The following is a 21,636-nucleotide window of genomic DNA, read 5'->3' on the forward strand; positions in this document are numbered from 1 at the left end:
CTGGGCCCTGCCGGGGCCCGCCCGCCGGGCGGACGGCGCCCGTTCCGCGCCCCCGCCCCCCGGGGCCCCACGCCGTCAGCCGACGGGCGGATCCGGAGGCAGCAGAGCCGTCCGGACTGCCTCCTCCACCGCGGCGACGCCCTCCGCCATCGTCGGGTGCCCCTCGGAGAGGACCGCTATCAGCCGCCCCCCGGCGGCCCGGCCCACCGAGTGGACCACCCACAGGCCGGTGGCCCTCATCGGCATCCAGCCGTTCTTGAGGGCCCAGCCCTCCCCGGCGGCGGACACCCCCCAGGACTGCTCCGGGGCGATCTCCCCCATCAGCGCGGTCACCTCCGCCAGCTCGGGGAACCCGCCGCCGAAGACCGCGTCCAGCAGGGTCAGCTGGTCCCGGGCGGTGGTACGGGTCAGGCCCCACGCCCGGTCGGCCGTGGTCGCGGTGAGGCCCAGCCGGGCGTGGGCGGCGTCCAGTCCGGGCGGGCCGCCGACGGTCGCGTACAGCGCGCTCGCCGCCTCGTTGTCACTGCGGGTGATCATGGCGCGGGCCAGTTCCCGTTCCGGCCCGGTCAGCGGGCCGCCCCGCAGGAGCCGGGCCGCCAGGATGGAGACCTTCACGATGCTGGCGCAGGGGTAGGCGCGGCCGTCGTCGCCGTACGACCGCTCGGACAGGGCCACCGAGACAGAGGCAGTCATGATCGTGAGGTTAGGACAACCACCGGTGCCGCTGAAGAGGCCGTGCCCCCCGAATGCGGCCCGCCGCACCCGCCACCGCCCGCCGCAGGCACATCGCGCCCGTCGGCGCCCGCCCCGCGCGAGGCGTGCCCGTCCCGGCGGACTACGCTCGACGCGTGGCGCTCAAGAACATCCCCGACCCCGGTTTCTCCGACGACGACGGAACCGCCGACCCCCGGCTCAGCGCGGCGCTCGCCGCCTGGTCCCAGGACCGCACCGCCGAGCAGCCGGTGCTCGAAGCCCTCCGGGGCGCGCGGCTGCTGGTCCCGATGGTCGCCCTCCTCGGCGAGGTCGAGGTCGACGAGAACGGTCTGCGGCGCGAGAAGACCAGCGAGATGGCCGTCCCGACGCTGACCGCCGGCGACCGGAGGGCGCTGCCCGCCTTCACCTCGGTCGCGTCGCTCGCCCGCTGGGACCCGAAGGCCCGGCCCGTCGCCGTACCGCTGCACCAGGCGCTCCAGGCCGCCGCGCACGAGCGGGCCGACACCCTGGTGATCGACCTGGCGGGGCCGGTGCCGTACCAGCTGACCGGACCCGCGCTGCTGGCCCTCGCCGAGGGCCGGACCAGCACGGACCCGCTGGAGGACCCGGCGGTCACGGAGGCGGTGCGCGCGGTGGTGGCCGCCGAGCCCGCCGTGGCCCGCGCCCAGTTGGGCCCCGGCAGCGCCGACGGCATCCTCGCCCTGGTGCTCACGGCCGACGCGGTGCCCGCGGAGGCCGTCCGCCGGGTCGCGGAGGCCCTGGCGGGCGACGACGTCCTGAGGGCCCGCCTGGTGCGGGGCCTCGACCTGGCGCTGCTGCCGGCCGGGTCCGTCCCGCCGGGCGAGCCCTTGTTCGTACGGGACTGAGCGGCGACGCCGTCCCCGTACCGCGAGCGGGCGGTACGGGGACGGATCCGACGGCCCCGACGGCCCCGACGGCCTTCTACGCGACCTGCGCGACCCAGCAGTACAGGCCGTGGTCGCGCGCCGTCCTGCCGTGGGCGAGAGCGCCCAGGCCCGCCAGGATCCCGCCGGCCACGTCGGGACCGATCGTCTCGCCGTCCTCCGCCCGCTGCCGGATCCACGCCACGGCCACCTCGTGCAACCGGGCAGGGTCCGCCCCGCCCAGGGCGTCCACCAGACGGGCGGAGAGGGCGAGGACCACGGGTCCGCCGTCGTCCCCGCCGGCGACGACGCGCGGGTCGTCCGCCTCCGGGAGCGAGTCGGGACCCTCCGCGGAGAAGCCGGAGACCAGGCCCTCCCACGCGGCCACGGCCTCCTCCGCGTCGTCCGGTGCCACGAAGAACGTCACGACGCTGCTCACCGGGAAGCCCGCGTGTCCTCGTCGGGACGCAGCGCGTCGAGGATGAGGCCCAGGCCGAAGGTGAACTCGTCGGCGTAGTCGTAGCCGGGCTTCAGCGCGTGCTCGGTGACGAGTTCCGTGAGATGGGGGTAGGTGTCGGCGGGCAGGTCCCGCAGGAGCGCGCCCGCGACCTCGTCCAGCTCCGCCGGGCCGCTGAACGGCAGGCTCAGTTCCTGGATCACGAAGCCGTACAGATAGCTGTCGATCAGCGAGACGGCGTGCGCGGCCAGGGCGACGGAGAACCCTCCGGCGCGCAGCGCCCCCAGGACGGCGTCGTGGTGGCGCAGGGTCGCCGGTCCGGGCCGGGTGCGGGAGTCCAGCAGGGCGACGGCCCACGGATGGCGCCGCAGGACGGCACGGGCGGAGAGCGCCCGGTGGCGCGTTGCGGTCTTCCAGTCCGTGTCGCGCGGTGGCAGGTCGATCTCGCCGAACACCGCGTCCACCATGCCGTCGAGGACGTCCTCCCGGCCCGCGACGTGGTGGTAGAGCGACATCGCCTCGACGCCCAGCGGTTCGGCGATGGCCCGCATGCTGAGCGCGGCCGAGCCCTTCTCGTCCGCCACCGCCATCGCCGTGCGGATCACGCGGTCGCGGCTGAGCGGGGTGCGCGCCGCCGACCCGCGCCGGCCCCTCCCCCTGCCTCCCTCGGGCATCGGCCCCTCCTTCTCGCATTCGCCCCCATTGACTGCCTTACATCATAAGGCTAGCTTGCCTTACACCATAAGGTCGGCATTCCGGCGAAAGGGCTGGGCCATGGGCGCGGAACGTACAGAGACGAAGAAGACGAAGAAGATCTGCGTCGTCGGAGCCTCGGGGAAGCTCGGCCAGTACATGGTCCGGCACGCGCTGGAACGCGGTTACGAGGTGGTCGGCGTCTGCCGGGAGCGCAGCGTGCCGAAGCTGGCCGCCTTCGACGGGCTGATGACCGTCGTCCCGGGCGACACGAACGACCCCGAGGTGATCCGCCGGGCGGTGGACGGGTGCGACGGGGTGCTCACGGTGCTGGTGCCCTGGGGGGTGCGCCAGTACGCGTCGGGCACGGCGCAGGCCGTGCTCGACCACGCGCGGCCGGGTGCCCGTCTGGTCTTCTCCTGCGGCTGGCACATCACGCGCGACGGCAGGGACCGGTACTCACGGATGTTCACCCTGGGTGTGCGGGTCGCCGCCGTGCTGGGCCGGCTGGTCCGCGCCGTCGAGATCGACGACCAGGTGGAGGCGTGCCGCCGGGTGTTCGCCAGCGACACCCGGTGGACCGTGGTGCGCGGCAGCAGCCTGGAGGAGGGCGCAAGTCAGGGGCTGCCCGTGTGGAGCCGGCATGTGGGCGACCCGGTGCTCGCCAGCGATCTGACGCGCCGGGTGGACTTCGCGCTGTTCATGGTGGCGGCGCTCACCGACGACGGGCTCGTCCGGGAGGCGCCGGCGATCGTCGGCTGCCGTACTCCCAGCGCCCTCGCCCACGCCGAAGGCCCCTCCGGCCACGCACAGCCGAAGGGGCCGAAGGGGGGTAAAAGGATTTAGCCGTAGACGGGTCCGGTGTACTTCTCGCCCGGGCCCTGGCCCGGCGCGTCCGGGACCAGCGACGCCTCGCGGAAGGCGAGCTGGAGCGACTTCAGGCCGTCCCGCAGCGGCGCGGCGTGGAAGGAGCTGATCTCGGTCGTGCTCGCGTCCAGCAGCCCCGCCAGCGCGTGCACCAGCTTGCGGGCCTCGTCCAGGTCCTTGTGCTCGGCGCCGTCCTCCGTGAGGCCCAGCTTCACTGCGGCGGCGCTCATCAGGTTCACCGCGACCGTGACGATCACTTCGACGGCCGGGACCTCGGCGATGTCGCGGGTCATGTCGGTGAAGCCGGGGGCGTCGGTGGCCTCGGAGGTGCCGGCGGAGGCCGTGGTCGGGGTGGTGTCACTCATGACGCCCACGATAGGCCGCCGGGGGCCGGCCCCCGTCCGCCGGGTCCGCCCGGGAAGCTCCCCCGCGCGCGGGCCATGGCGTACGGTTCGCCCCTTCCGGGCGGAGCTGCTAACCTTGTGTGACGACCGGCCGGACACCTGGTGTGCCCGGCCCACAAGTGGAGGCTCCGATCTCCCACCTGGCCGCCCTCGGGGCGGCGGGTCACCGGTCAGGCGGCAGCCATCGTTCCGTACGGACGATGGAAGCCGCTCGATACGCGCCCCGCGGACAGCGGTGGTGCTCCGGTAGTGATGGAGCAACCGCCTGTGTCCCGTCCGGGGCATTTTTCATGTTCCGGCGCGGTTGGTCTGACAACAGACGTTACGCGGTTGGCTGCCAGTCGGCCGTGTGGTGCTACCGAGGAGGATCCATCAGCGCCGAGCCCCGCATCAACGACCGGATTCGCGTTCCGGAAGTGCGGCTTGTCGGTCCCAGCGGTGAGCAGGTCGGTATCGTCCCGCTCGCCAAGGCACTGGAGCTGGCACAGGAGTACGACCTCGACCTGGTCGAGGTCGCGGCGAACGCCCGGCCGCCCGTGTGCAAGCTCATGGACTACGGGAAGTTCAAGTACGAGTCGGCCATGAAGGCCCGTGAGGCGCGCAAGAACCAGGCGCACACGGTCATCAAGGAGATGAAGCTCCGGCCGAAGATCGACCCGCACGACTATGACACCAAGAAGGGTCATGTCGTCCGGTTCCTCAAGCAGGGTGACAAGGTCAAGATCACGATCATGTTCCGTGGTCGTGAGCAGTCCCGCCCCGAGCTTGGCTTCCGTCTGCTCCAGCGTCTCGCTTCCGATGTCGAGGACCTCGGATTCATCGAGTCGAACCCGAAGCAGGACGGCCGGAACATGATCATGGTTCTCGGCCCGCACAAGAAGAAGACCGAGGCCATGGCCGAGGCACGCGAGGCCCAGGCCGCCCGCAAGGCGGAGGCCAAGGGTCACCAGACCGAGGCCCCGGCCGAAGCGCCGGCCGAGGACGAGGTTTCCGGGGAGTGATCCCGAGGGGCCGCCGCAAGGGGGCCCCGGGTCCCGCCCGGATCCAGACATCAAGCATCTGACGCTCCCCGCACGCGGTGCCCGCGCACCGGGGGAGCGCCACTGACGAGGAGATAACGGCGCGATGCCGAAGAACAAGACGCACAGCGGTTCCAAGAAGCGCTTCAAGATCACCGGCACCGGCAAGGTGCTCCGTGAGCGCGCCGGCAAGCGCCACCTGCTGGAGCACAAGCCGTCCACGCTGACGCGCCGCCTCACGGGCAACGCGGAGATGGCTCCGGGCGACGCCAAGAAGATCAAGAAGCTTCTCGGCAAGTGACGTCCCGCGTGCCGCGCCTTTCGGTGATGGAGCGCAGGGCACGCACGGCACGTCGAGACCGGGACCTATTCGAATTCGGGTCGGGTGAGCACCGTATGAGCACCGACCCCGCTACAAGGAGTTAACAAGTGGCACGCGTCAAGCGGGCAGTCAACGCCCACAAGAAGCGCCGGGCGATCCTGGAGCAGGCCAGCGGTTACCGCGGTCAGCGTTCGCGCCTGTACCGCAAGGCCAAGGAGCAGGTCACCCACTCCCTGGTCTACAACTACAACGACCGGAAGAAGCGCAAGGGCGACTTCCGTCAGCTGTGGATCCAGCGGATCAACGCCGCCGCTCGTCAGAACGGCATGACGTACAACCGCCTCATCCAGGGTCTGAAGGCCGCCAACGTCGAGGTGGACCGCAAGATCCTGGCCGAGCTGGCCGTCAACGACGCCAACGCGTTCGCCGCGCTGGTCGAGGTCGCGCAGAAGGCTCTGCCGGCCGACGTCAACGCGCCGAAGGCCGCTGCCTGAGCCTCGCGCTGAGGTGTGTGCTTCCGGACCCGCAGGCCCTGTGGCCTGCGGGTCCGGTGCGTCTTCGGACCTCTCCCGCGCGGCGGGACGGACCGCTTCGTACGCCCCTTCCGGCCGGGCGTGCGCACCCTGTCCGGCCGTGCCGCGCCCGGGCCCGTACCGCGTCCGCGGCCGCGTTCGTGCCCCCGCCGGGCCCCTGCCCGTTCATCCGTACCGGTCCGTGCCGGGTCCCCACCCGTCCGTGCCGGGGCCGTGCCGGGTCCCTGCTCGTGCCGCGCGTCCGTATCCCGCGGCGATCGGCTCCCGCGGACCCCGTACGGACCGGTCCCGCCCCGTACGGACGAACGTGCCGCCGCATCGACGAACCGTGCCGACGAAAGTGAGTCCATGGCCGCCCCCGAGTTGATCTCCCCGCGCTCCCCCCGGGTCGCCGCCGCCCGGCGGCTCGCGAAGCGGAACTTCCGCGGCAAGGATCGGCTGTTCCTCGCCGAGGGGCCGCAGGCCGTACGCGAGGCGGCCGGTCACGCCACCGCCGGCGTGCCCACGCTGACCGAGCTGTTCACGACGGTCGAGGCCGCCGGGCGGTACGCGGACATCGTCGCCGCCGCCTCCGCCGCCGGGGCCCGGGTGCACCTCGCGGACGAGGCCGTCATCGCCGACATCTCCACCACCGTCACCCCCCAGGGCCTGGTCGGGGTCTGCCGCTTCCTCGACTCGCCGTTCGACGCCGTGATCCGCTCCCGGCCCCGGCTCGTCGCCGTGCTCGCGAACGTCCGCGACCCCGGGAACGCCGGCACCGTGCTGCGCTGCGCGGACGCCGCCGGGGCCGACGCCGTGGTCCTCACCGACGCCTCCGTCGACCTCTACAACCCCAAGGCCGTCCGCGCCTCCGTCGGCTCGCACTTCCATCTGCCGGTGGCCACCGGGGTGCCCGTCGAGCGTGCCGTGCGGGGCCTGCGGGAGGCCGGGGTGCGGATCCTCGCCGCCGACGGCGCCGGCGAGCACGACCTCGACGCCGAACTCGACGCGGGCACCATGGGCGGCCCCACCGCCTGGATCTTCGGCAACGAGGCCTGGGGGCTGCCCGAGGAGACCCGGGCCCTCGCCGACGCCGTGGTCCGGGTGCCGATCCACGGGAAGGCCGAGAGCCTGAACCTGGCGACCGCCGCGGCCGTTTGTCTCTATGCCTCGGCGCGCGCCCAGCGCACAGGGGGCGCGCGCTGAACCGTGACGGCTCGCGGGGACGAGCTGGGTTCATTGAGGGGGGACTACTCGCTCAGGGGCTCCGCACGGTCACAAGCAGCTAGTAGGGTGACGGGCTCGGGGGCCCACTGAGCAACGGCCGAGAGGTGGGACATGGGGATGGCAGTCGGGACGAGCAGGCCCGCGGAGCGGCACGGCGCCTTGCTGTGCCCCATGGAGGGGCCCGCCCCCGGGGCCGGCGGGCTCGGAATCGATCCCGACGACCTCCCCGACGGCCTCGTCGTCGCCGACGAGCACGGCCGGGTGGTCTGCTTCAACGCCGCCGCCGCCAGGATCACGGCCGTCCGCGCCGCCGACGTCCTCGGGCTGCCGCTGGAGCACGCGCTGCCGCTGGAGGACCTGAACGGCCGCCGCTGGTGGACCCTGACCGATCCGTACGGCGGGCTCGCCACCCGGGTCGGCCAGCCGGAGCGCAATCTGCTGCTGCCCGGCGGCCGCGAGGTCCTGGTCTCCGCGCGCTATGTGCGCGAACGGCCCACCGGACCGCTGCGCCGGCTGGTGATCAGCCTGCGCGGCACCGAGGCCCGCCGCCGCAGCGAACGCAGCCACGCCGAGCTGATCGCGACCGTCGCCCATGAGCTGCGCTCCCCGCTGACCTCGGTGAAGGGCTTCACGGCCACCCTGCTCGCCAAGTGGGAGCGGTTCACCGACGACCAGAAGCGGCTGATGCTGGAGACCGTCGACGCCGACGCCAGCCGGGTCACCCGGCTCATCGCCGAGCTGCTGGACATCTCCCGTATCGACTCCGGCCGGCTGGAGGTGCGCCGCCAGCCCGTGGACATCGCGGCGGCCGTGGGCCGCCATGTCCAGGCCCATGTGACCAACGGGCACGGCTCCGACCGCTTCCTCGTCCGCATCCGCCGTGACCTGCCCATGCTGTGGGCCGACCCCGACAAGATCGACCAGGTGCTGGGCAACCTCCTGGAAAACGCCGTGCGCCACGGCGCCGGAACCGTCACCATCGAGGTGGCGCCCGCGACCACGGCGGGCCCGGCGGACGCGGAGTGCGACGAGGAGAGAGGCACGGCGGTCACCGTGAGCGACGAGGGGCCCGGCATTCCCGAGGAGTCGATGGCCCGTGTCTTCACCCGCTTCTGGCGGGGGAGCAAGCGCGGCGGCACCGGCCTGGGGCTCTACATCGTCAAGGGCATCGTCGAGGCCCATGGCGGCACGATCACCGTCGAACGCGGCCCCGGCGGCGGCGCCCAGTTCCGATTTATCCTGCCCGTGGGCGCCCCGGCCTATCTGGCCTGAGCCCCCGCGGGCACCCCGCGGCGAGCGGTGGCACCGGGCCGCCGGGGCCGCGTCCCCGCCGCGCCCGGAGCCCTCCGGGAGCGGCCGCCGGACCGCCCGCCCCCGCTCGCCCTTTAGACTCGGCCTTTGGCACCTGTCGCCGCACCCCCGGGACGCAGCGGCGCGGACAGGTCCGGGGGAGTCCCCCGGTAAAGGCAGCATTCAGCGCAGCACCAGCCAATCGGAAGCACGGGAAGAGATGTCCGCACCCAACAAGTCGTACGACCCGGTCGAGGTCGAGGCACTGAAACCGGAAGAGATCGAGCGCATGCGGGACGAGGCGCTCGCCGCCTTCGCCGCCGCCGGCGACCTCGACGCACTCGCCCACGCGAAGGTCGCGCACACCGGCGGTGCCTCGCCGCTGGCGCTCGCCAACCGCGAGATCGGGGCGCTGCCGCCGCAGGCGAAGGCCGAGGCCGGCAAGCGCGTCGGCATGGCCCGGGGCGCGGTGAACAAGGCCCTCGCCGCCCGCCAGGTCGAACTGGAGGCCGAGCGCGACGCCCGGGTGCTGGTCGAGGAGGCGGTCGATGTCACGCTGCCCCACGACCGGGTCCCGGCCGGTGCCCGCCACCCGCTGACCACGCTCTCGGAGCGCATCGAGGACGTCTTCGTCGCCATGGGCTACGAGGTCGCCGAGGGCCCCGAGGCCGAGGCCGAGTGGTTCAACTTCGACGCCCTGAACATCGGCCCCGACCACCCCGCCCGGGGCGAGGCCGACACCTTCTTCGTCGCCGCCCCCGACGGCTCCGCCGACTCGGGCCTGGTGCTGCGCACCCACACCTCCCCGGTGCAGATCCGCTCGCTCCTCGACCGCGAACCCCCGGTCTACGTGATCTGCCCCGGCCGGGTCTACCGCACCGACGAGCTGGACGCCACCCACACCCCCGTCTTCCACCAGGTCGAGCTGCTCGCCGTGGACGAGGGTCTGACCATGGCCGACCTCAAGGGCACGCTGGACCACATGGTGCAGTCGCTCTTCGGCGAGGGCATGACGACCCGGCTGCGGCCGAACTTCTTCCCGTTCACCGAGCCGTCCGCCGAGATGGACATGGTCTGCTACGTCTGCCGCGGCGCGTCCGTCGGCAACCCGGACCGGCCCTGCCGCACCTGCTCCAGCGAAGGCTGGATCGAGCTGGGCGGCTGCGGCATGGTCAACCCGAAGGTGCTGGTCGCCTGTGGTGTCGACCCCCAGAAGTACAGCGGGTTCGCCTTCGGGTTCGGCATCGAGCGGATGCTGATGTTCCGCCACAACGTCGAGGACATGCGAGACATGGTCGAGGGTGACATCCGGTTCACCCGGCCGTTCGGGATGGAGATCTGATGCGGGTCCCGCTTTCATGGCTGCGGGAGTACGTCGACCTGCCGGCGACGGAGACCGGCCGTGACGTACAGGCCAAACTCATCGCGGCCGGCCTGGAGGTCGAGAGCGTCGAGCAGCTCGGCGCCGGGCTCACCGGCCCCCTGGCCGTCGGCAGGGTCCTCACCATCGAGGAACTGACCGACTTCAAGAAGCCCATCCGCTTCTGCACCGTCGACGTCGGCACCGCCAACGGCACCGGCGAGCCCCAGGAGATCATCTGCGGCGCCCGGAACTTCGCCGTCGGCGACAAGGTCGTCGTGGCGCTGCCCGGCGCCGTGCTCCCCGGTGACTTCCGCATCGCCGAGCGCAAGACGTACGGCCGGGTCTCCCGGGGCATGATCTGCTCCGGCGACGAGCTGGGCCTGGGCGACGACGGCAGCCACGGCATCATCGTGCTCCCGCCCGAGTACGAGCCCGGCATCGACGCCGCCGCACTGCTGGAGCTGTACGACGAGGTCCTCGACATCGCCGTCACCCCCGACCGGGGCTACTGCCTGTCGATGCGCGGCGTCGCCCGCGAGACCGCCACCGCGTACGGCCTGCCGCTGCGCGACCCGGCCCTCCTCGACGTGCCCGGCCCCAACGCGTACGGCTACCCGGTGAGGATCGCCGACCCCGTCGGCTGCGACCGCTTCACCGCCCGCACCGTCACCGGGCTCAACCCGGAGGCGCACTCCCCGATCTGGCTGCGCCGCCGCCTCCAGAAGGCGGGCATGCGCCCCGTCTCGCTCGCCGTCGACATCACCAACTACGTGATGCTGGAGCTGGGCCAGCCGCTGCACGCCTACGACCGCACCCGCGTCCAGGGCACGATCGGGGTCCGCCGCGCCGAGCCCGGCGAGAAGCTGACCACCCTCGACGGCGTCGCCCGGGTCCTGGACGCCGCCGACCTCGTCATCACCGACGACCGGGGCCCCATCGGGCTCGCGGGCGTCATGGGCGGCGCCAACACCGAGATCGCCGACGCCACCGCCGACCCGGAGACCGGGCAGGTCCGCGGCACCACCGAGGTGGTCATCGAGTCCGCGCACTTCGACGCGGTCGCCATCGCCCGCACCGCCCGCCGCCACAAGCTGGGCTCCGAGGCGTCCCGGCGCTTCGAGCGGGGCGTCGACCCGCTCGCCGGTGCCGCCGCCGCCCAGCGCACCGTCGACCTGCTGGTCCTGCTCGCCGACGGCACCGCCGAAGCCGGGGTCACCCAGGTCAGCTCGCCGTCCGCGCCGCGCACCATCACCATGGCCGCGAACCACCCGGACCGTGTCGCCGGTGTCGACTACGGCCGCGAGACCGTCGTCCGCCGCCTCCAGGACGTCGGCTGCGACGTCTACGGGCAGGACGAGCTGATCGTCACCGTCCCGTCCTGGCGGCCCGACCTCGGCGCCCCCAACGACCTCGCCGAGGAGGTCATCCGGCTGGAGGGGTACGAGAACCTCCCCACCACCCTTCCCAGGCCCCCCGCCGGGCGCGGGCTCACCGACCGCCAGCGGCTGCACCGCCGCGTCGGCCGGGCCCTCGCCGGCGCCGGCTACGTCGAGGCCCTGAACTACCCGTTCATCGGCGAGCAGGCACTCGACCAGCTCGGCCTGACCGCCGACGACCCGGCCCGCCGGGTGGTCACCCTGGTCAACCCGATCTCCGACGAGGAACCCGCGCTGCGCACCACGCTGCTGCCCGGACTCCTCGGCGCGCTGCGCCGCAACACCGGCCGCGGCAGCCACGACCTGGCGCTCTTCGAAACCGGGCTGGTCTTCCACCCCGGGGCCGGACCGCGCACCGCGCCCGTGCTGCCCGCCGACCGCCGGCCCACCGACCAGGAGATCGCCGCGCTGGACGCCGGACTGCCCGAGCAGCCGCGCCACGCCGCCGTCGTCCTCGCCGGTGAGCGCGAGCGCTCCGGCTGGTGGGGCAAGGGCCGCGCGGGCGACTGGGCGGACGCCGTCGAGGCCGCCCGGCTGATCGCCGGGGAGACCGGGGCCCCGCTCCTCGCCGAGCAGGCCCAGTACGGCCCGTGGCACCCCGGCCGCTGCGCCGCCCTGGTCACCTTCGTGGACGGGGCCAAGCGGACCGTCGGCCACGCCGGCGAGCTGCACCCCCGCGTCGTCAAGGCACTGGGCCTGCCCGCCCGTACCTGCGCCATGGAGCTGAACCTGGACCTGCTGGCCGAGGCCGCCGGGGACACCCTCGGCGCGCCCCGGATCTCCACCTTCCCGGTGGCGACCCAGGACGTGGCGCTCGTCGTCGACAGCGACGTCCCGGCGGACTTCGTCGAGCACCAGCTGCGGGCCGGCGCGGGCGAGCTGCTGGAGTCCATCCGGCTGTTCGACATCTACACCGGCGACCAGATCGGCCCGGGCAAGAAGTCGCTGGCGTACGCGCTGCGCTTCCGCGCCCCGGACCGGACGCTGACGGTCGAGGAGGCCACGGCCGCCCGGGAGGCCGCGGTGGCCCGGGCCGCCGAGGCCGCGGGCGCGGTGCTGCGCGGGGCCTGATCCCGCGCGGCGTCCGGCCGATGGCACGACGGAGGGGGAGCACCCGGGGAACCGGGCGCTCCCCCTCCGCTCGTTCCGGGGCCCCGCCGCCGTGGAACGCCGGGTGGGGGAAGACACCCGACGACGGCCCGCGCACCCGCCCGGTGCGCGGTGCGCGGGCCCGGTGCGCCCACAGGGCCGCCGTCCGGCCGGCGCCGCCCGTCCCGCCGCGGAGTGTCGGGCAGATCGACGGGACGGACGACGCGAACGCGACCACCGCACGGTACGAGGGGGAGCCCGGTGGTCCGGCCGCCTCTGTGAGAGGGCGTCCAAGTCAATCGACCGCCCCCGCCGGGCGACAGCGCGCACACCCCCCGGGCCGGTGCGCTCCCTTCACACCCCGGGTGAAATCCGGGTCCACTACGCTGGGCGCACCGAGCCTCCGGAGGGCCCCATGCAGCCCAACACCCTGCTCGACGCCCTGCTGGACGAGGCGGGCTTCTCCCACGCGGGCCTCGCCGCCCGGGTCGACCGGGCGGGGCTCGCCCGGGGCCTGGACCTGCGCTACGACCACACCGCCGTGGCCCGCTGGCTGCGGGGCCAGCGCCCGCGCGGCCGGGTGCCCGACCTGATCTGCGAGGTGCTGGCCGAACGGCTGGGCCGGCCCGTCGCCCTCGGGGACATCGGCCTCGGTGTCCAGGGCGGCCCGGCGGACGGCCCCGGCTCCCCGCTCTGCGGCTTCGTCGACCGCGCCACCGCGCTGTGGCGCTCGGACGAGCAGCAGCGCCGCCAGGTCATCGACGCCCCGGCGGTCACCGGCACCCCGGCCGTCATGCCCGTCTGGGAGTGGGAGAACCCGCCGGAGGACACCGATGTCTCCCGCGCGGGCCCCACCCGCGTCTCCCCGGCGGACATCACCCTGCTGCGGACCGCGCGCGCCCACTACGAGCTGATGTACCGCAGGGCCGGCGGCATCGCGACGCGCGCCCGGATCGTCGGCTTCCTCACCGCGCAGACCGCGCCGCTGCTGCGCGGCGCGTACGGCGACGCCCTGGGGCGCCGGCTGCACCGGGCCGCCGGCGGGCTGGTCGCGGTGGCCGGGATCTGCGCCTACGACTCCGACGCGCACGGCCTGGCCCAGCGCTACTTCCACCAGGCGCTGCGGCTGGCGAAGGCCAGCGGCGACCGGGGTCTCGGGGCCTACGCGGTCGCCCTCCTCGTCAACCAGTCGCTGTTCATGGGCGAGTACCGGCAGGCGGTGGCGTTCGCGGAGGCGGCACTGCGGTCGGCGGGCCCGGCGCTCACCCCGGCGCTCGCGTCCGATCTGTACGCGATGCAGGCCAAGGCGTACGCGCGGCTCGGCGACGGGCGGGTGGCGCGGCACCGGATCCGGCGGGCGGAGCGGGAGGCGGAGCGGATCCGGCCGGGAGCGGAGCCGGACGAGACCGGGTACGTCCAGCCCGGTCTGGTCCATGTCCAGGTCGCTGAGGCGCTGCTGAGCCTGGGGGAGCTGACCGCCGCGCACGAGCACGCGGCGGCGGCCGTGGGCTCGCCCGCGCACGACCGGGGGCGGGTGCACCGGCTCGGCATGCTCTGCCAGATCGAGCTGAGCAGGGGCGAGCCGGAACGGGCGGCGCGGACGGCCCTCGCCATGGCCGACCAGGCCCGGGGGATGGAGTCGCAGCGGCTGCGGGACCGGCTGCGGGCGGTGCGGGCCCGCCTGGTGGCCAGCGGCGCGGGGCCCGCCCGGCAGGCCGCGGAGCTGATCGACGGGGCGTTGCGCGTACCTCTGTGACCGTCCCGGCGGGCAGGGGCGGGGCGCCTGCGCGTCGACCGGGGCGGTGCCTTTCCGGTGTGCTCCTGCGCCTGCTGAGGTTGTTGCCACCTACTGGTCGAAAGGTGGCACAGAACATGCAGTGGACGAACTTAAACGAACAGACTGTGTACGAGAACCGCTGGTTCCGGGTCAGGCTCGCCGATGTGGCGCTCCCCGACGGCAACCGGCTGGACCACTTCCTGATCCGGATGCGGCCGGTGGCCGTCGCGACCTCGGTCAACGCGGCCAACGAGGTCCTGCTGCTGTGGCGGCACCGCTTCATCACGGACAGCTGGGGCTGGGAGCTGGCCGCCGGGGTGGTCGAGGACGGCGAGGAGATCGCGGCGGCGGCGGCCCGCGAGATGGAGGAGGAGACCGGCTGGCGGCCCGGTCCGCTGAGACATCTGATGACCGTCGAACCGTCGAACGGCCTCACCGACGCCCGGCACCATCTCTACTGGTCCGAGAGCGCGACCTACACCGGACCGCCGCAGGACGGCTTCGAGTCCTCCCGCCGGGAGTGGATCCCGCTGAAACTGGTCCCCGACCTGATCGCCCGGGGTGAGGTCCCGGCCGCCGGAATGGCGGCCGGGCTGCTGATGCTGCACGCGCTGCGGCTGGGCTGACCGGCGCCGGGGTGTCCTGGCGCCGGTCATCGGGATGCCGCACCCGGGCGGACGACCCGGGGGCAGGCTCAGGCGTACGGGTAGAAGCCCGAGCCGGTCTTGCGGCCCAGGCGCCCCGCGTCCACCATCCGCTGGAGCAGCGGCGGAGCGGCGTACAGCGGCTCCTTGAACTCGGTGTACATCGAATCCGCGACCGAGGCGACCGTGTCCAGGCCGATCAGATCCGCCAGCTTCAGCGGACCCATCGGGTGGGCGCAGCCCAGCTCCATGCCGTTGTCGATGTCCTCGCGGCTGGCGATGCCCGACTCGAACATCCGGATCGCGGCGAGGAGGTAGGGGATGAGCAGCGCGTTCACCACGAAGCCCGAGCGGTCCTGGGCCCGGATGGCGTGCTTGCCGAGGATCTGCTCGACGACCGCCTCCGCGCGCTTGACGGTCTCCTCGGAGGTGGTGAGCGCCGGGATCAGCTCGACCAGCTTCTGCACCGGGGCGGGGTTGAAGAAGTGGATGCCGATGACCTGGTCCGGCCGGGAGGTCGCGACGGCCAGCTTCACCAGCGGGATGGAGGAGGTGTTGGAGGCGAGGATGGCGTCCTGCCGGGTGACGACCTGGTCGAGCACCTGGAAGATCTCCGTCTTGACCTGCTCGTTCTCCACGACGGCCTCAATGACGAGATCGCGGTCGGCGAACTCTCCGAGATCGGTGGTGAAGCTGAGCCGCTCCAGGGCGGCGTCCCGCTCCTCCTCGGTGATCTTGCCGCGTTCGGCGGCCTTGGCCAGGGAGTTGAGCAGCCGGGTCCGGCCGATCTCCAACGCCTCGCCGGTGGTCTCGGCGACCATCACCGCCAGCCCGCTGCGGGCGCACACCTCCGCGATGCCCGCGCCCATCTGGCCACAGCCCACCACTCCGACGCGTGCAATGTCGGCCATTGAGTCCGTCACCTCGTGCCTTTCGCTGATCCAGTTACTGAAGGTCCGGCGGCGCGGTCCACGGGATCTTCCGGAACCGGCCGATTCTCCGACGTTACTCCGACCGGGCCGGTGGACGGGGCCCCGGGCGGGCATGCTGACCTGGAGGACCGTCGGAACCGGGGTGGCATATGACACATATGGGGAGAAGAACGTTCTCGGCGGTGGCGGGGGCGCTGGCCGCCGCCACGGTCGCCGGGGAGGCGAGCGCGGGAGAGCGGGAACGGAGGCGGGGGCGCCGCTCCTGCCGGGAATTCCGGGGGATGTGGCTGGCGACGGTCACCAACCGCGACTGGCCATCGCGCACCGGGCTGACCGCCGCCCAGCAGCGCGCGGAGCTGATCGCGCACCTCGACACCGCCGTCGCCCGGCGGCTGAACGCGGTCGTGTTCCAGGTGCGGCCGACCGCCGACGCGTTCTGGCCCTCGCCCCACGAGCCCTGGTCGCAGTATCTGACCGGGACGCAGGGGCGGGACCCGGGGTGGGACCCGCTGGGCACCGCCGTCCGGGAGGCCCACGCGCGGGGCCTGGAGCTGCACGCCTGGTTCAACCCGTACCGGGTCGCCACCCACGCGGACCCGACCCGGCTGGTGGCGAGCCACCCGGCGCGGCTGCACCCCGAGTGGATCGTGACGTACGGCGGCAGGATGTACTACAACCCCGGGCTGCCGGAGGTCCGGGCCTTCGTCCAGGACGCGATGCTGGACGCCGTCCGCCGCTATCCGGTCGACGCCGTCCACTTTGACGACTACTTCTATCCGTACCCGGTGGCGGGCCAGACCTTCGACGACGCCGCCGCCTTCGCGCGGTACGGGGGAGGCTTCGCGGACCGGGCGGCCTGGCGGCGCGACAACACGGACCGGCTGGTCCGGGACATCGGGCAGCGGATCAAGACCGTCCGGCCGGGGACGGCCTTCGGGATCAGCCCCTTCGGGGTCTGGCGCAACCGGGCCACCGACCCCCTGGGCTCGGACACCCGCGCCGGGGTCCAGACGTACGACGACCTCTACGCCGACACCCGCTCATGGGTCCTGAACGGGTGGATCGACCAGGTCGTCCCGCAGATCTACTGGAACATCGGCTTCGCCGCCGCCGACTACGCCAAGCTGCTGCCCTGGTGGGACGAGCTGGTCTCGGGCACCGGCGTGGACCTCTTCATCGGCGAGGCGCTCTACAAGGCCGGCGACCCGGCGCAGCCCGCGCCCTGGCAGGACCCGGCGGAGCTGTCGCGGCACCTGACCCTCGCGAAGGGGTACGGCGCGGTGCGCGGCCACTGCTACTTCTCCGCGAAGGAGGTCGGCGTCGACCGGAACGGGGCGATGGCGCGGGTGGTGGCCGACCACTACCAGGCCCCGGCGAGACCGCCGCGCTGAGAGTCCTCCGTCCGGGATCAGGCCGGCTCGTGCGGCCTGATCACGCAGTCGGGTCCGGGGGACATCACCGTCTCGTGCCCGTCCTCGAAACGGACGCGGAACGGGGGAGAGCCCTCCGGGCCCAGCACCTCGATGACTTCGGCGATCCGGTCGTGCTGGCCCACGGTCCTGCCGTGCACCAGCAGTCTGTCGCCCACGCTCGCTCGCATCGGGAGAGACCTCCTCGGATCCGTGCCGCTCGGCAAAGTGTCCGTGCATCGAGTCTACGGCCGGGGCGGTCGCCCGCGCCCGCGACGCGCGCCCCGTCTGTCCCCATATGTCCCCGTCCGCCTCCGTCCGCCCCTGTCCGCCGCGTGGCTCAACTGCGCGCCCGCTGGGTCACCGCGATGCAGACCAGGACGGCGACCGCCGCCAGGGGCGCCGCCGGGGAGAGCCCCTCGCCCAGCAGCGCCACCGACCACACCAGGGTGAGCAGCGGCTGCGCCAGCTGGAGCTGGCTCGCCCGCGCGATGCCGATCAGGGCCATGCCCCGGTACCAGACGTAGAGCCCGGCGAACTGGGAGACGGCGGCGACCCAGACCAGACCGCTCACCCCGCGTGCGGTCGGCTCCACGGGCTCCAGGCTCAGCGCGACGGCGGCGCCCGTGACCCCCAGCGGCAGACAGAACACCAGAGCCCAGCCGATCACCTGCCAGCCGGGCATATGGGCGGCCAGCCGCCCGCCCTCCGTGTACCCGGCCGCGCAGACCAGCAGCGCCCCGAAGAGATAGAGATCGCCGGCCTTGAGCGAGCCGCCGCTCTCCGCGACGGTGAACGCGACCACGGCGGCGGCACCGGCGAGGGCGGCGGCCCAGAAGGTCCGGGAGGGGCGGCGGCCGGTGCGGACCGCCGCGAAGGCCGCGGTGGTCAGCGGCAGCAGCCCCACCACGACGGCCGCGTGCGAGGAGGTGGTCGTCTCCAGCGCCAGCGTGGTCAGCAGCGGGAAGCCCACGACGACGCCCCCGGCGACCACGGCGAGGGGGCCGAAGTGGCGGCGCTCGGGCAGCGGCACCCGCAGGGCCAGCAGGAAGCCGCCCGCGATGAGCGCGGCGAGCACGCTGCGGACCGCCGCCAGCGACCAGGGGCCGAAGGAGTCGAGACCCCACACGGTCGCCGGGAAGGTGAGCGAGAAGGCGACCACGCCCAGGGCGGCGAGCAGGGTGCCGGTGGTGGCCGGCGGAGGCGGGCCGCCCGGGCCGCCGACACCCTTGCCGCTGAGGTCGACCGCTATCGTGGTGGAGCGAGTAGCGCTATTCTGTGCTGTCATGCACGAGCGTACCAGCGTCGCCGAACTGGCCAGCGAACTGAAACGAGAGCTGAGCCGCTACTCACCCGGTGAGAAACTGCCATCGAGCCGGACGCTGGTGGAACGCCACCGGGTCTCCCCGGTCACCGTCTCCCGGGCACTGGCCCAGCTCACCGCCGAAGGCCTGGTCGTCACCCGCCCCGGCGCCGGCGCCTACCGCGCGCTGCCCCGGGCCACGGACGGACCCCCGCCCGGCGACACCTCCTGGCAGGAGATCGCCCTCTCCGCCGAATCCGCCGCCGACCAGGTGCCCCGCTCCGTCGACGCCGCCGGGGTCCTCGTCACCCTCGCCGCCCCGCCACCGGGCGTGACCGAGTTCAACGGCGGCTACCTGCCCGCGGCGCTCCGCCCCGAACAGGCCCTCGCGGCCGCGCTCGCCCGCGCCGGACGCCGCCCCGGCGCCTGGGGCCGGCCCCCCACCGACGGCCTGCCCGAACTGCGCGCCTGGTTCGCCCGGGGCGTCGGCGGCCCCGTCACAGCCGCCGACGTCCTGGTCACCGCAGGCGGCCAGTCCGCCCTGACCTGCGCCCTGCGGGCCCTGGCCCCGCCCGGAGCGCCCGTCCTCGTGGAGTCGCCCACCTACCCCGGCATGCTCGCCATCGCCCGCGCCGCCGGGCTGCGCCCCGTGCCGGTCCCCGTGGACGCCGACGGGGTCCGCCCCGAACTCCTCGCCGATGCCTTCCGCGCCACCGGCGCCCGGGTCTTCGTCTGCCAGCCGCTCTTCCACAACCCGACCGGTACGGTGCTCTCCGCGCCGCGCCGCCCCGAGGTGCTGCGGATCGCCCGCGCGGCCGGGGCCTTCGTGGTCGAGGACGACTTCGCCCGGCGGCTGGTCCACGAGGACGCGGGCCCGCTGCCCGCCCCGCTCGCCGCCGAGGACCCCGACGGCGTCGTCGTGCACGTCAGCTCCCTCACCAAGATCACCTCGCCCAGTCTGCGGGTGGGCGTCCTCGCGGCCCGGGGCCCCGTACTGGAACGGCTGCGCGCGATCCACGTCGTCGACAACTTCTTCGTCCCCCGGCCCCTCCAGGAAGCCGCCCTGGAACTGGTGGGCGCACCCGCCTGGACCCGGCATCTGCGGTCCGTCGCCGGCGAACTGCGGAGCCGGCGCGAGGCCATGGCCGCCGCACTGCGGCTGCGGCTGCCCGAACTCTCCCTCCCGTACATCCCGGCCGGCGGCTTCCACCTGTGGACGCGGCTGCCCGACGGAGCGGACGAGAGCGCCTTCGTCGCCGCCGCCCTGCGCGCGGGGGTCGCCGTGGCGCCCGGCCGGCCCTACTACTGCGCGGAGCCGCCCGCCGGGTACGTCCGGCTCAGCTTCGCCGGGGTGACGGGCGCATCGGAGATCGCCGAGGGCGTACGCAGGCTCCGCACGGCGGCGGACGAGACCCTGGGCTGAGCCCGCCGGCGCATCCGGTGGGCGGCGACCCGCTCCCGGGTGGCGCACCGCCGCGAGCAGTACCGCCGCTCGGGCCCGCTGCCCAGGACGAGGAAGACCTGCCCGCAGGAGGACGAGGCGCACAGCCCGCCGGGCGGCCGCTGCCGGTCCCAGACCAGCACGGTCAGCGCCAGCGCCGCCGACGCGAGCAGCCACTCGCCCCAGGGGGCGTCGTCGTCCCGGTCAAGATGCGGATGCCAGGCGGTGGTGCCCCCGTGCGCGGTGAGCCGCAGCGGCCCGGCGGTGAGCGCAAGGAGTTCGTTGAGCCGGGCGGCGGCCGCGTCCACCGTCCCGGCCGCGAAGACGGGCCGCAGCGCGGCGGCGGAGAGCCGCAGCCCGGCCAGCTCCTCGGGAGACAGGGCGGTGGGCACCTTCTCGCCGTGCTCCCGCAGCACCGCGGCGACGGCGTCCGCCGAAGGGTCCGGGCCGGTGAGGACGTTGACGAGGGCCACGGTCCGCCCGGCGGCGGACCGGACCGAGAGCCGGTTGGTCACCTGCGTGACGGTAACGCATCTGGTGAATGATTGAGTTACCCGCATAACGTGCTGTGGGTGCTGAAGCGTTACGTGCTGGGGGCGCTGGCCGCCCGTACCGGCGACGAGATGTCCGGGCCCGCCCTGCTGCTCGCGGGCCTCGCGGCCACCGGGTCGGCGGCGGCGGGTTCGTCCCTGCTGGCGGCGGCCACCGTCGCGGCGGCGGCCGGCGGGCCGCTCATCGGGGCCCTGCTCGACCGGTCGGCCCGCCCCGGCCGGCTGCTGGCCTGGGCGATCGGCGCCCACGCCGGGGCCCTCGCGGTGCTCGCCGCCGGGCTCGGACGGATCCCCCACGGCTGGACCCTGCTGATCGCGACGGCCGCCGGGCTGCTGGGCCCCGCGCTCTCCGGCGGCTGGACCTCCCGGCTCCCCACCCTGGTCCCGGCCACCCGGCTGCCCCGCTCGAACGCCCTGGACGCGATGACCTTCACCCTCGCCGGCCTCGCGGGCCCGGCCCTCGCCGGCACCCTCGCCCACCTTGCGGGCGCGGCCACCGCCGTCACCCTGGCCGCGACCCTGATGGCCTGCGCCCTCCCGATCGCCCTCGGCCTCCCACCGGCCGCGCGGGGCGGGCCCGCGCTCCGCCCGGCCATGATCACCGCCCACCGGGAGGTGCCCACGGCGACGGCCCGGCGACCGGGGAAGTGCCGCCGGGCCGCCGTCCCCCTCCGGGCCGTGCTCCGGGAGACGGCCGACGGATTCCGGATCCTCGCCCGGAACCGTGCCCTGGCGCGGGCGACCGCCGTCACCACCGTCTCCTGCACCGCCGAAGGGATGCTCGTCGCCGCCGTCCCCCTCCTGGGCACCCGGCTCCTCGGCGGCCCGGGCCAGGGCGTGCTGCTGCTCGCCGCCGTGGGCGTCGCCGCCCTCACCGCCACCACCCTCGCCGCCCGCCGCCCCGCACTCCTGTCCCGCCCCGACGCGGTACTCGCGGTGAGCCCCCTCGTACTCGCCACCGGCTGCACCCTCGCGGCGGTCGCCGCACTCGGCGCCCCGGGCGGCCCCTGGCTGCTCGCCGCCACCGCCGCCCTGCTCGGCCTCGCCGAAGGACCCCAGCTCACCGCCGTCTTCGCGATCCGCCACCGGGAGGCCCCCGCCCGGCTGCGCGCCCAGGTCTTCACCACCGGCGCCAGCCTGAAACTCACCGGCTTCGCGACGGGCGCGGCCACCGGCGGCCCCCTGGCGCTCCACTCACTGCCCGGCGCACTGCTGGCCGCCGCGGGGACACAGCTGCTGGCGGCGGCGGTGGGGGCGGCGCTCCGTACGGGGCGCCGCTGATCGGTCTCCGGCCCGCCCGCA

21 protein-coding genes and 1 pseudogene are annotated in these 21,636 nt (G+C 74.2%); 14 read left to right on the top strand and 8 right to left on the bottom strand.

Going from position 1 to position 21,636, the window contains the following annotated elements; genetic code table 11:
• Positions 1–75: 75 nt before the first annotated feature.
• A complete protein-coding gene (locus SYYSPA8_RS18510) occupies positions 76–693 on the bottom strand; it encodes a serine hydrolase (RefSeq protein ID WP_323448320.1) in 618 nt (205 codons plus the stop codon).
• A gap of 155 nt (positions 694–848) precedes the next feature.
• Here SYYSPA8_RS18510 and SYYSPA8_RS18515 point away from each other — a divergent pair, with 155 nt between their 5' ends.
• Entirely contained in the window at positions 849–1,580 is a 732-nt protein-coding gene (locus SYYSPA8_RS18515; protein ID WP_323448321.1) for an SseB family protein, read from the top strand.
• 76 nt (positions 1,581–1,656) lie between these two features.
• On the opposite strand, the gene SYYSPA8_RS18520 is transcribed toward SYYSPA8_RS18515, so the two are convergent.
• On the bottom strand, positions 1,657–2,037 hold the full coding sequence (locus SYYSPA8_RS18520) for a hypothetical protein (RefSeq protein ID WP_323448322.1): 381 nt from the start codon (positions 2,035–2,037) through the stop codon (positions 1,657–1,659).
• Complete coding sequence (locus SYYSPA8_RS18525) at positions 2,034–2,729, bottom strand: TetR/AcrR family transcriptional regulator (RefSeq protein WP_323448323.1); 696 nt, start codon at positions 2,727–2,729, stop codon at positions 2,034–2,036. Before SYYSPA8_RS18525 ends, SYYSPA8_RS18520 begins: the two co-directional genes overlap by 4 nt.
• 100 nt (positions 2,730–2,829) lie before the next feature.
• On the opposite strand from SYYSPA8_RS18525, the gene SYYSPA8_RS18530 reads away from it, so the two are divergent.
• Positions 2,830–3,594, top strand: a complete 765-nt coding sequence (locus SYYSPA8_RS18530) for an NAD(P)-dependent oxidoreductase (protein ID WP_323448324.1) — start codon at positions 2,830–2,832, stop codon at positions 3,592–3,594.
• Here the strand turns inward: SYYSPA8_RS18530 and SYYSPA8_RS18535 are convergent.
• Positions 3,591–3,980, bottom strand: a complete 390-nt coding sequence (locus SYYSPA8_RS18535; RefSeq protein ID WP_323448325.1) for a DUF1844 domain-containing protein — start codon at positions 3,978–3,980, stop codon at positions 3,591–3,593. The two genes, SYYSPA8_RS18530 and SYYSPA8_RS18535, sit on opposite strands and share 4 nt — an antisense overlap.
• Before the next feature lie 386 nt (positions 3,981–4,366).
• Here SYYSPA8_RS18535 and infC point away from each other — a divergent pair, with 386 nt between their 5' ends.
• From infC to SYYSPA8_RS18580, 9 genes are all read left to right on the top strand, one after another.
• The gene (infC, locus tag SYYSPA8_RS18540; RefSeq protein ID WP_323448326.1) at positions 4,367–5,020 is read left to right on the top strand and encodes a translation initiation factor IF-3; all 654 of its coding nucleotides are present in this window, start codon (positions 4,367–4,369) and stop codon (positions 5,018–5,020) included.
• 124 nt (positions 5,021–5,144) lie between these two features.
• The gene (gene rpmI, locus SYYSPA8_RS18545) at positions 5,145–5,339 is read left to right on the top strand and encodes a 50S ribosomal protein L35 (RefSeq protein ID WP_323448327.1); all 195 of its coding nucleotides are present in this window, start codon (positions 5,145–5,147) and stop codon (positions 5,337–5,339) included.
• Between the two features lie 128 nt (positions 5,340–5,467).
• Positions 5,468–5,854 (top strand): 50S ribosomal protein L20, encoded by a 387-nt coding sequence (gene rplT, locus SYYSPA8_RS18550; protein ID WP_323448328.1) that lies wholly within the window; start codon positions 5,468–5,470, stop codon positions 5,852–5,854.
• 387 nt (positions 5,855–6,241) lie between these two features.
• Positions 6,242–7,078, top strand: coding sequence for a TrmH family RNA methyltransferase (locus tag SYYSPA8_RS18555; protein WP_323448329.1), 837 nt, complete (start codon positions 6,242–6,244; stop codon positions 7,076–7,078).
• 138 nt (positions 7,079–7,216) lie between these two features.
• On the top strand, positions 7,217–8,371 hold the full coding sequence (locus tag SYYSPA8_RS18560; RefSeq protein ID WP_407706027.1) for a sensor histidine kinase: 1,155 nt from the start codon (positions 7,217–7,219) through the stop codon (positions 8,369–8,371).
• A 238-nt stretch (positions 8,372–8,609) separates the two neighbouring features.
• Positions 8,610–9,731 (top strand): phenylalanine--tRNA ligase subunit alpha, encoded by a 1,122-nt coding sequence (gene pheS, locus SYYSPA8_RS18565; RefSeq protein ID WP_323448330.1) that lies wholly within the window; start codon positions 8,610–8,612, stop codon positions 9,729–9,731.
• Positions 9,731–12,259 (top strand): phenylalanine--tRNA ligase subunit beta, encoded by a 2,529-nt coding sequence (gene pheT / locus SYYSPA8_RS18570; protein ID WP_323448331.1) that lies wholly within the window; start codon positions 9,731–9,733, stop codon positions 12,257–12,259. Before pheS ends, pheT begins: the two co-directional genes overlap by 1 nt.
• A 433-nt stretch (positions 12,260–12,692) precedes the next feature.
• Positions 12,693–14,033 (top strand): transcriptional regulator, encoded by a 1,341-nt coding sequence (locus tag SYYSPA8_RS18575; RefSeq protein WP_323448332.1) that lies wholly within the window; start codon positions 12,693–12,695, stop codon positions 14,031–14,033.
• A gap of 116 nt (positions 14,034–14,149) precedes the next feature.
• Positions 14,150–14,680, top strand: coding sequence for an NUDIX domain-containing protein (locus SYYSPA8_RS18580; protein ID WP_323448513.1), 531 nt, complete (start codon positions 14,150–14,152; stop codon positions 14,678–14,680).
• 68 nt (positions 14,681–14,748) lie between these two features.
• On the opposite strand, the gene SYYSPA8_RS18585 is transcribed toward SYYSPA8_RS18580, so the two are convergent.
• Positions 14,749–15,609 (bottom strand): 3-hydroxybutyryl-CoA dehydrogenase, encoded by an 861-nt coding sequence (locus SYYSPA8_RS18585; protein ID WP_323448333.1) that lies wholly within the window; start codon positions 15,607–15,609, stop codon positions 14,749–14,751.
• A gap of 170 nt (positions 15,610–15,779) precedes the next feature.
• Here SYYSPA8_RS18585 and SYYSPA8_RS18590 point away from each other — a divergent pair, with 170 nt between their 5' ends.
• Positions 15,780–17,021 (top strand): glycoside hydrolase family 10 protein, encoded by a 1,242-nt coding sequence (locus SYYSPA8_RS18590; RefSeq protein WP_456115167.1) that lies wholly within the window; start codon positions 15,780–15,782, stop codon positions 17,019–17,021.
• Positions 17,022–17,038: 17 nt separating this feature from the next.
• Here SYYSPA8_RS18590 and SYYSPA8_RS18595 read toward each other — a convergent pair whose 3' ends face one another.
• Both SYYSPA8_RS18595 and SYYSPA8_RS18600 read right to left on the bottom strand, forming a co-directional pair.
• Positions 17,039–17,230: a DUF1918 domain-containing protein gene (locus tag SYYSPA8_RS18595; protein WP_323448335.1), complete on the bottom strand. Its 192-nt coding sequence runs from the start codon at positions 17,228–17,230 to the stop codon at positions 17,039–17,041.
• A 149-nt stretch (positions 17,231–17,379) separates the two neighbouring features.
• Positions 17,380–18,327 carry a DMT family transporter gene (locus tag SYYSPA8_RS18600; protein WP_323448336.1) on the bottom strand — a complete coding sequence of 316 codons (948 nt, stop codon included), beginning with the start codon at positions 18,325–18,327 and terminating at the stop codon, positions 17,380–17,382.
• Here SYYSPA8_RS18600 and SYYSPA8_RS18605 point away from each other — a divergent pair.
• Positions 18,326–19,765, top strand: coding sequence for an aminotransferase-like domain-containing protein (locus SYYSPA8_RS18605; RefSeq protein ID WP_323448337.1), 1,440 nt, complete (start codon positions 18,326–18,328; stop codon positions 19,763–19,765). The two genes, SYYSPA8_RS18600 and SYYSPA8_RS18605, sit on opposite strands and share 2 nt — an antisense overlap.
• 62 nt (positions 19,766–19,827) lie before the next feature.
• Here SYYSPA8_RS18605 and SYYSPA8_RS18610 read toward each other — a convergent pair.
• Positions 19,828–20,343 (bottom strand): annotated as a pseudogene (locus tag SYYSPA8_RS18610) (CGNR zinc finger domain-containing protein); the annotation flags it as partial.
• Positions 20,344–20,355: 12 nt separating this feature from the next.
• On the opposite strand from SYYSPA8_RS18610, the gene SYYSPA8_RS18615 reads away from it, so the two are divergent.
• Positions 20,356–21,615, top strand: a complete 1,260-nt coding sequence (locus tag SYYSPA8_RS18615; RefSeq protein ID WP_323448338.1) for an MFS transporter — start codon at positions 20,356–20,358, stop codon at positions 21,613–21,615.
• Positions 21,616–21,636: the final 21 nt, after the last annotated feature.

It is taken from the genome of Streptomyces yaizuensis, assembly GCF_034961445.1.
Lineage (GTDB): Bacteria > Actinomycetota > Actinomycetes > Streptomycetales > Streptomycetaceae > Streptomyces > Streptomyces yaizuensis.

Bases quoted from the DNA above. Each gene is read 5' to 3' on its own strand.
- SYYSPA8_RS18510 (WP_323448320.1), bottom strand. From the start codon at position 693: ATGACTGCCTCTGTCTCGGTGGCCCTGTCCGAGCGGTCGTACGGCGAC.
- SYYSPA8_RS18525 (WP_323448323.1), bottom strand. From the start codon at position 2,729: ATGCCCGAGGGAGGCAGGGGGAGGGGCCGGCGCGGGTCGGCGGCGCGC.
- SYYSPA8_RS18530 (WP_323448324.1), top strand. From the start codon at position 2,830: ATGGGCGCGGAACGTACAGAGACGAAGAAGACGAAGAAGATCTGCGTC.
- SYYSPA8_RS18535 (WP_323448325.1), bottom strand. From the start codon at position 3,980: ATGAGTGACACCACCCCGACCACGGCCTCCGCCGGCACCTCCGAGGCC.
- rpmI (WP_323448327.1), top strand. From the start codon at position 5,145: ATGCCGAAGAACAAGACGCACAGCGGTTCCAAGAAGCGCTTCAAGATC.
- SYYSPA8_RS18555 (WP_323448329.1), top strand. From the start codon at position 6,242: ATGGCCGCCCCCGAGTTGATCTCCCCGCGCTCCCCCCGGGTCGCCGCC.
- SYYSPA8_RS18560 (WP_407706027.1), top strand. From the start codon at position 7,217: ATGGCAGTCGGGACGAGCAGGCCCGCGGAGCGGCACGGCGCCTTGCTG.
- pheS (WP_323448330.1), top strand. From the start codon at position 8,610: ATGTCCGCACCCAACAAGTCGTACGACCCGGTCGAGGTCGAGGCACTG.
- pheT (WP_323448331.1), top strand. From the start codon at position 9,731: ATGCGGGTCCCGCTTTCATGGCTGCGGGAGTACGTCGACCTGCCGGCG.
- SYYSPA8_RS18575 (WP_323448332.1), top strand. From the start codon at position 12,693: ATGCAGCCCAACACCCTGCTCGACGCCCTGCTGGACGAGGCGGGCTTC.
- SYYSPA8_RS18580 (WP_323448513.1), top strand. From the start codon at position 14,150: ATGCAGTGGACGAACTTAAACGAACAGACTGTGTACGAGAACCGCTGG.
- SYYSPA8_RS18585 (WP_323448333.1), bottom strand. From the start codon at position 15,609: ATGGCCGACATTGCACGCGTCGGAGTGGTGGGCTGTGGCCAGATGGGC.
- SYYSPA8_RS18590 (WP_456115167.1), top strand. From the start codon at position 15,780: ATGACACATATGGGGAGAAGAACGTTCTCGGCGGTGGCGGGGGCGCTG.
- SYYSPA8_RS18595 (WP_323448335.1), bottom strand. From the start codon at position 17,230: ATGCGAGCGAGCGTGGGCGACAGACTGCTGGTGCACGGCAGGACCGTG.
- SYYSPA8_RS18605 (WP_323448337.1), top strand. From the start codon at position 18,326: ATGCACGAGCGTACCAGCGTCGCCGAACTGGCCAGCGAACTGAAACGA.
- SYYSPA8_RS18600 (WP_323448336.1), bottom strand. From the start codon at position 18,327: ATGACAGCACAGAATAGCGCTACTCGCTCCACCACGATAGCGGTCGAC.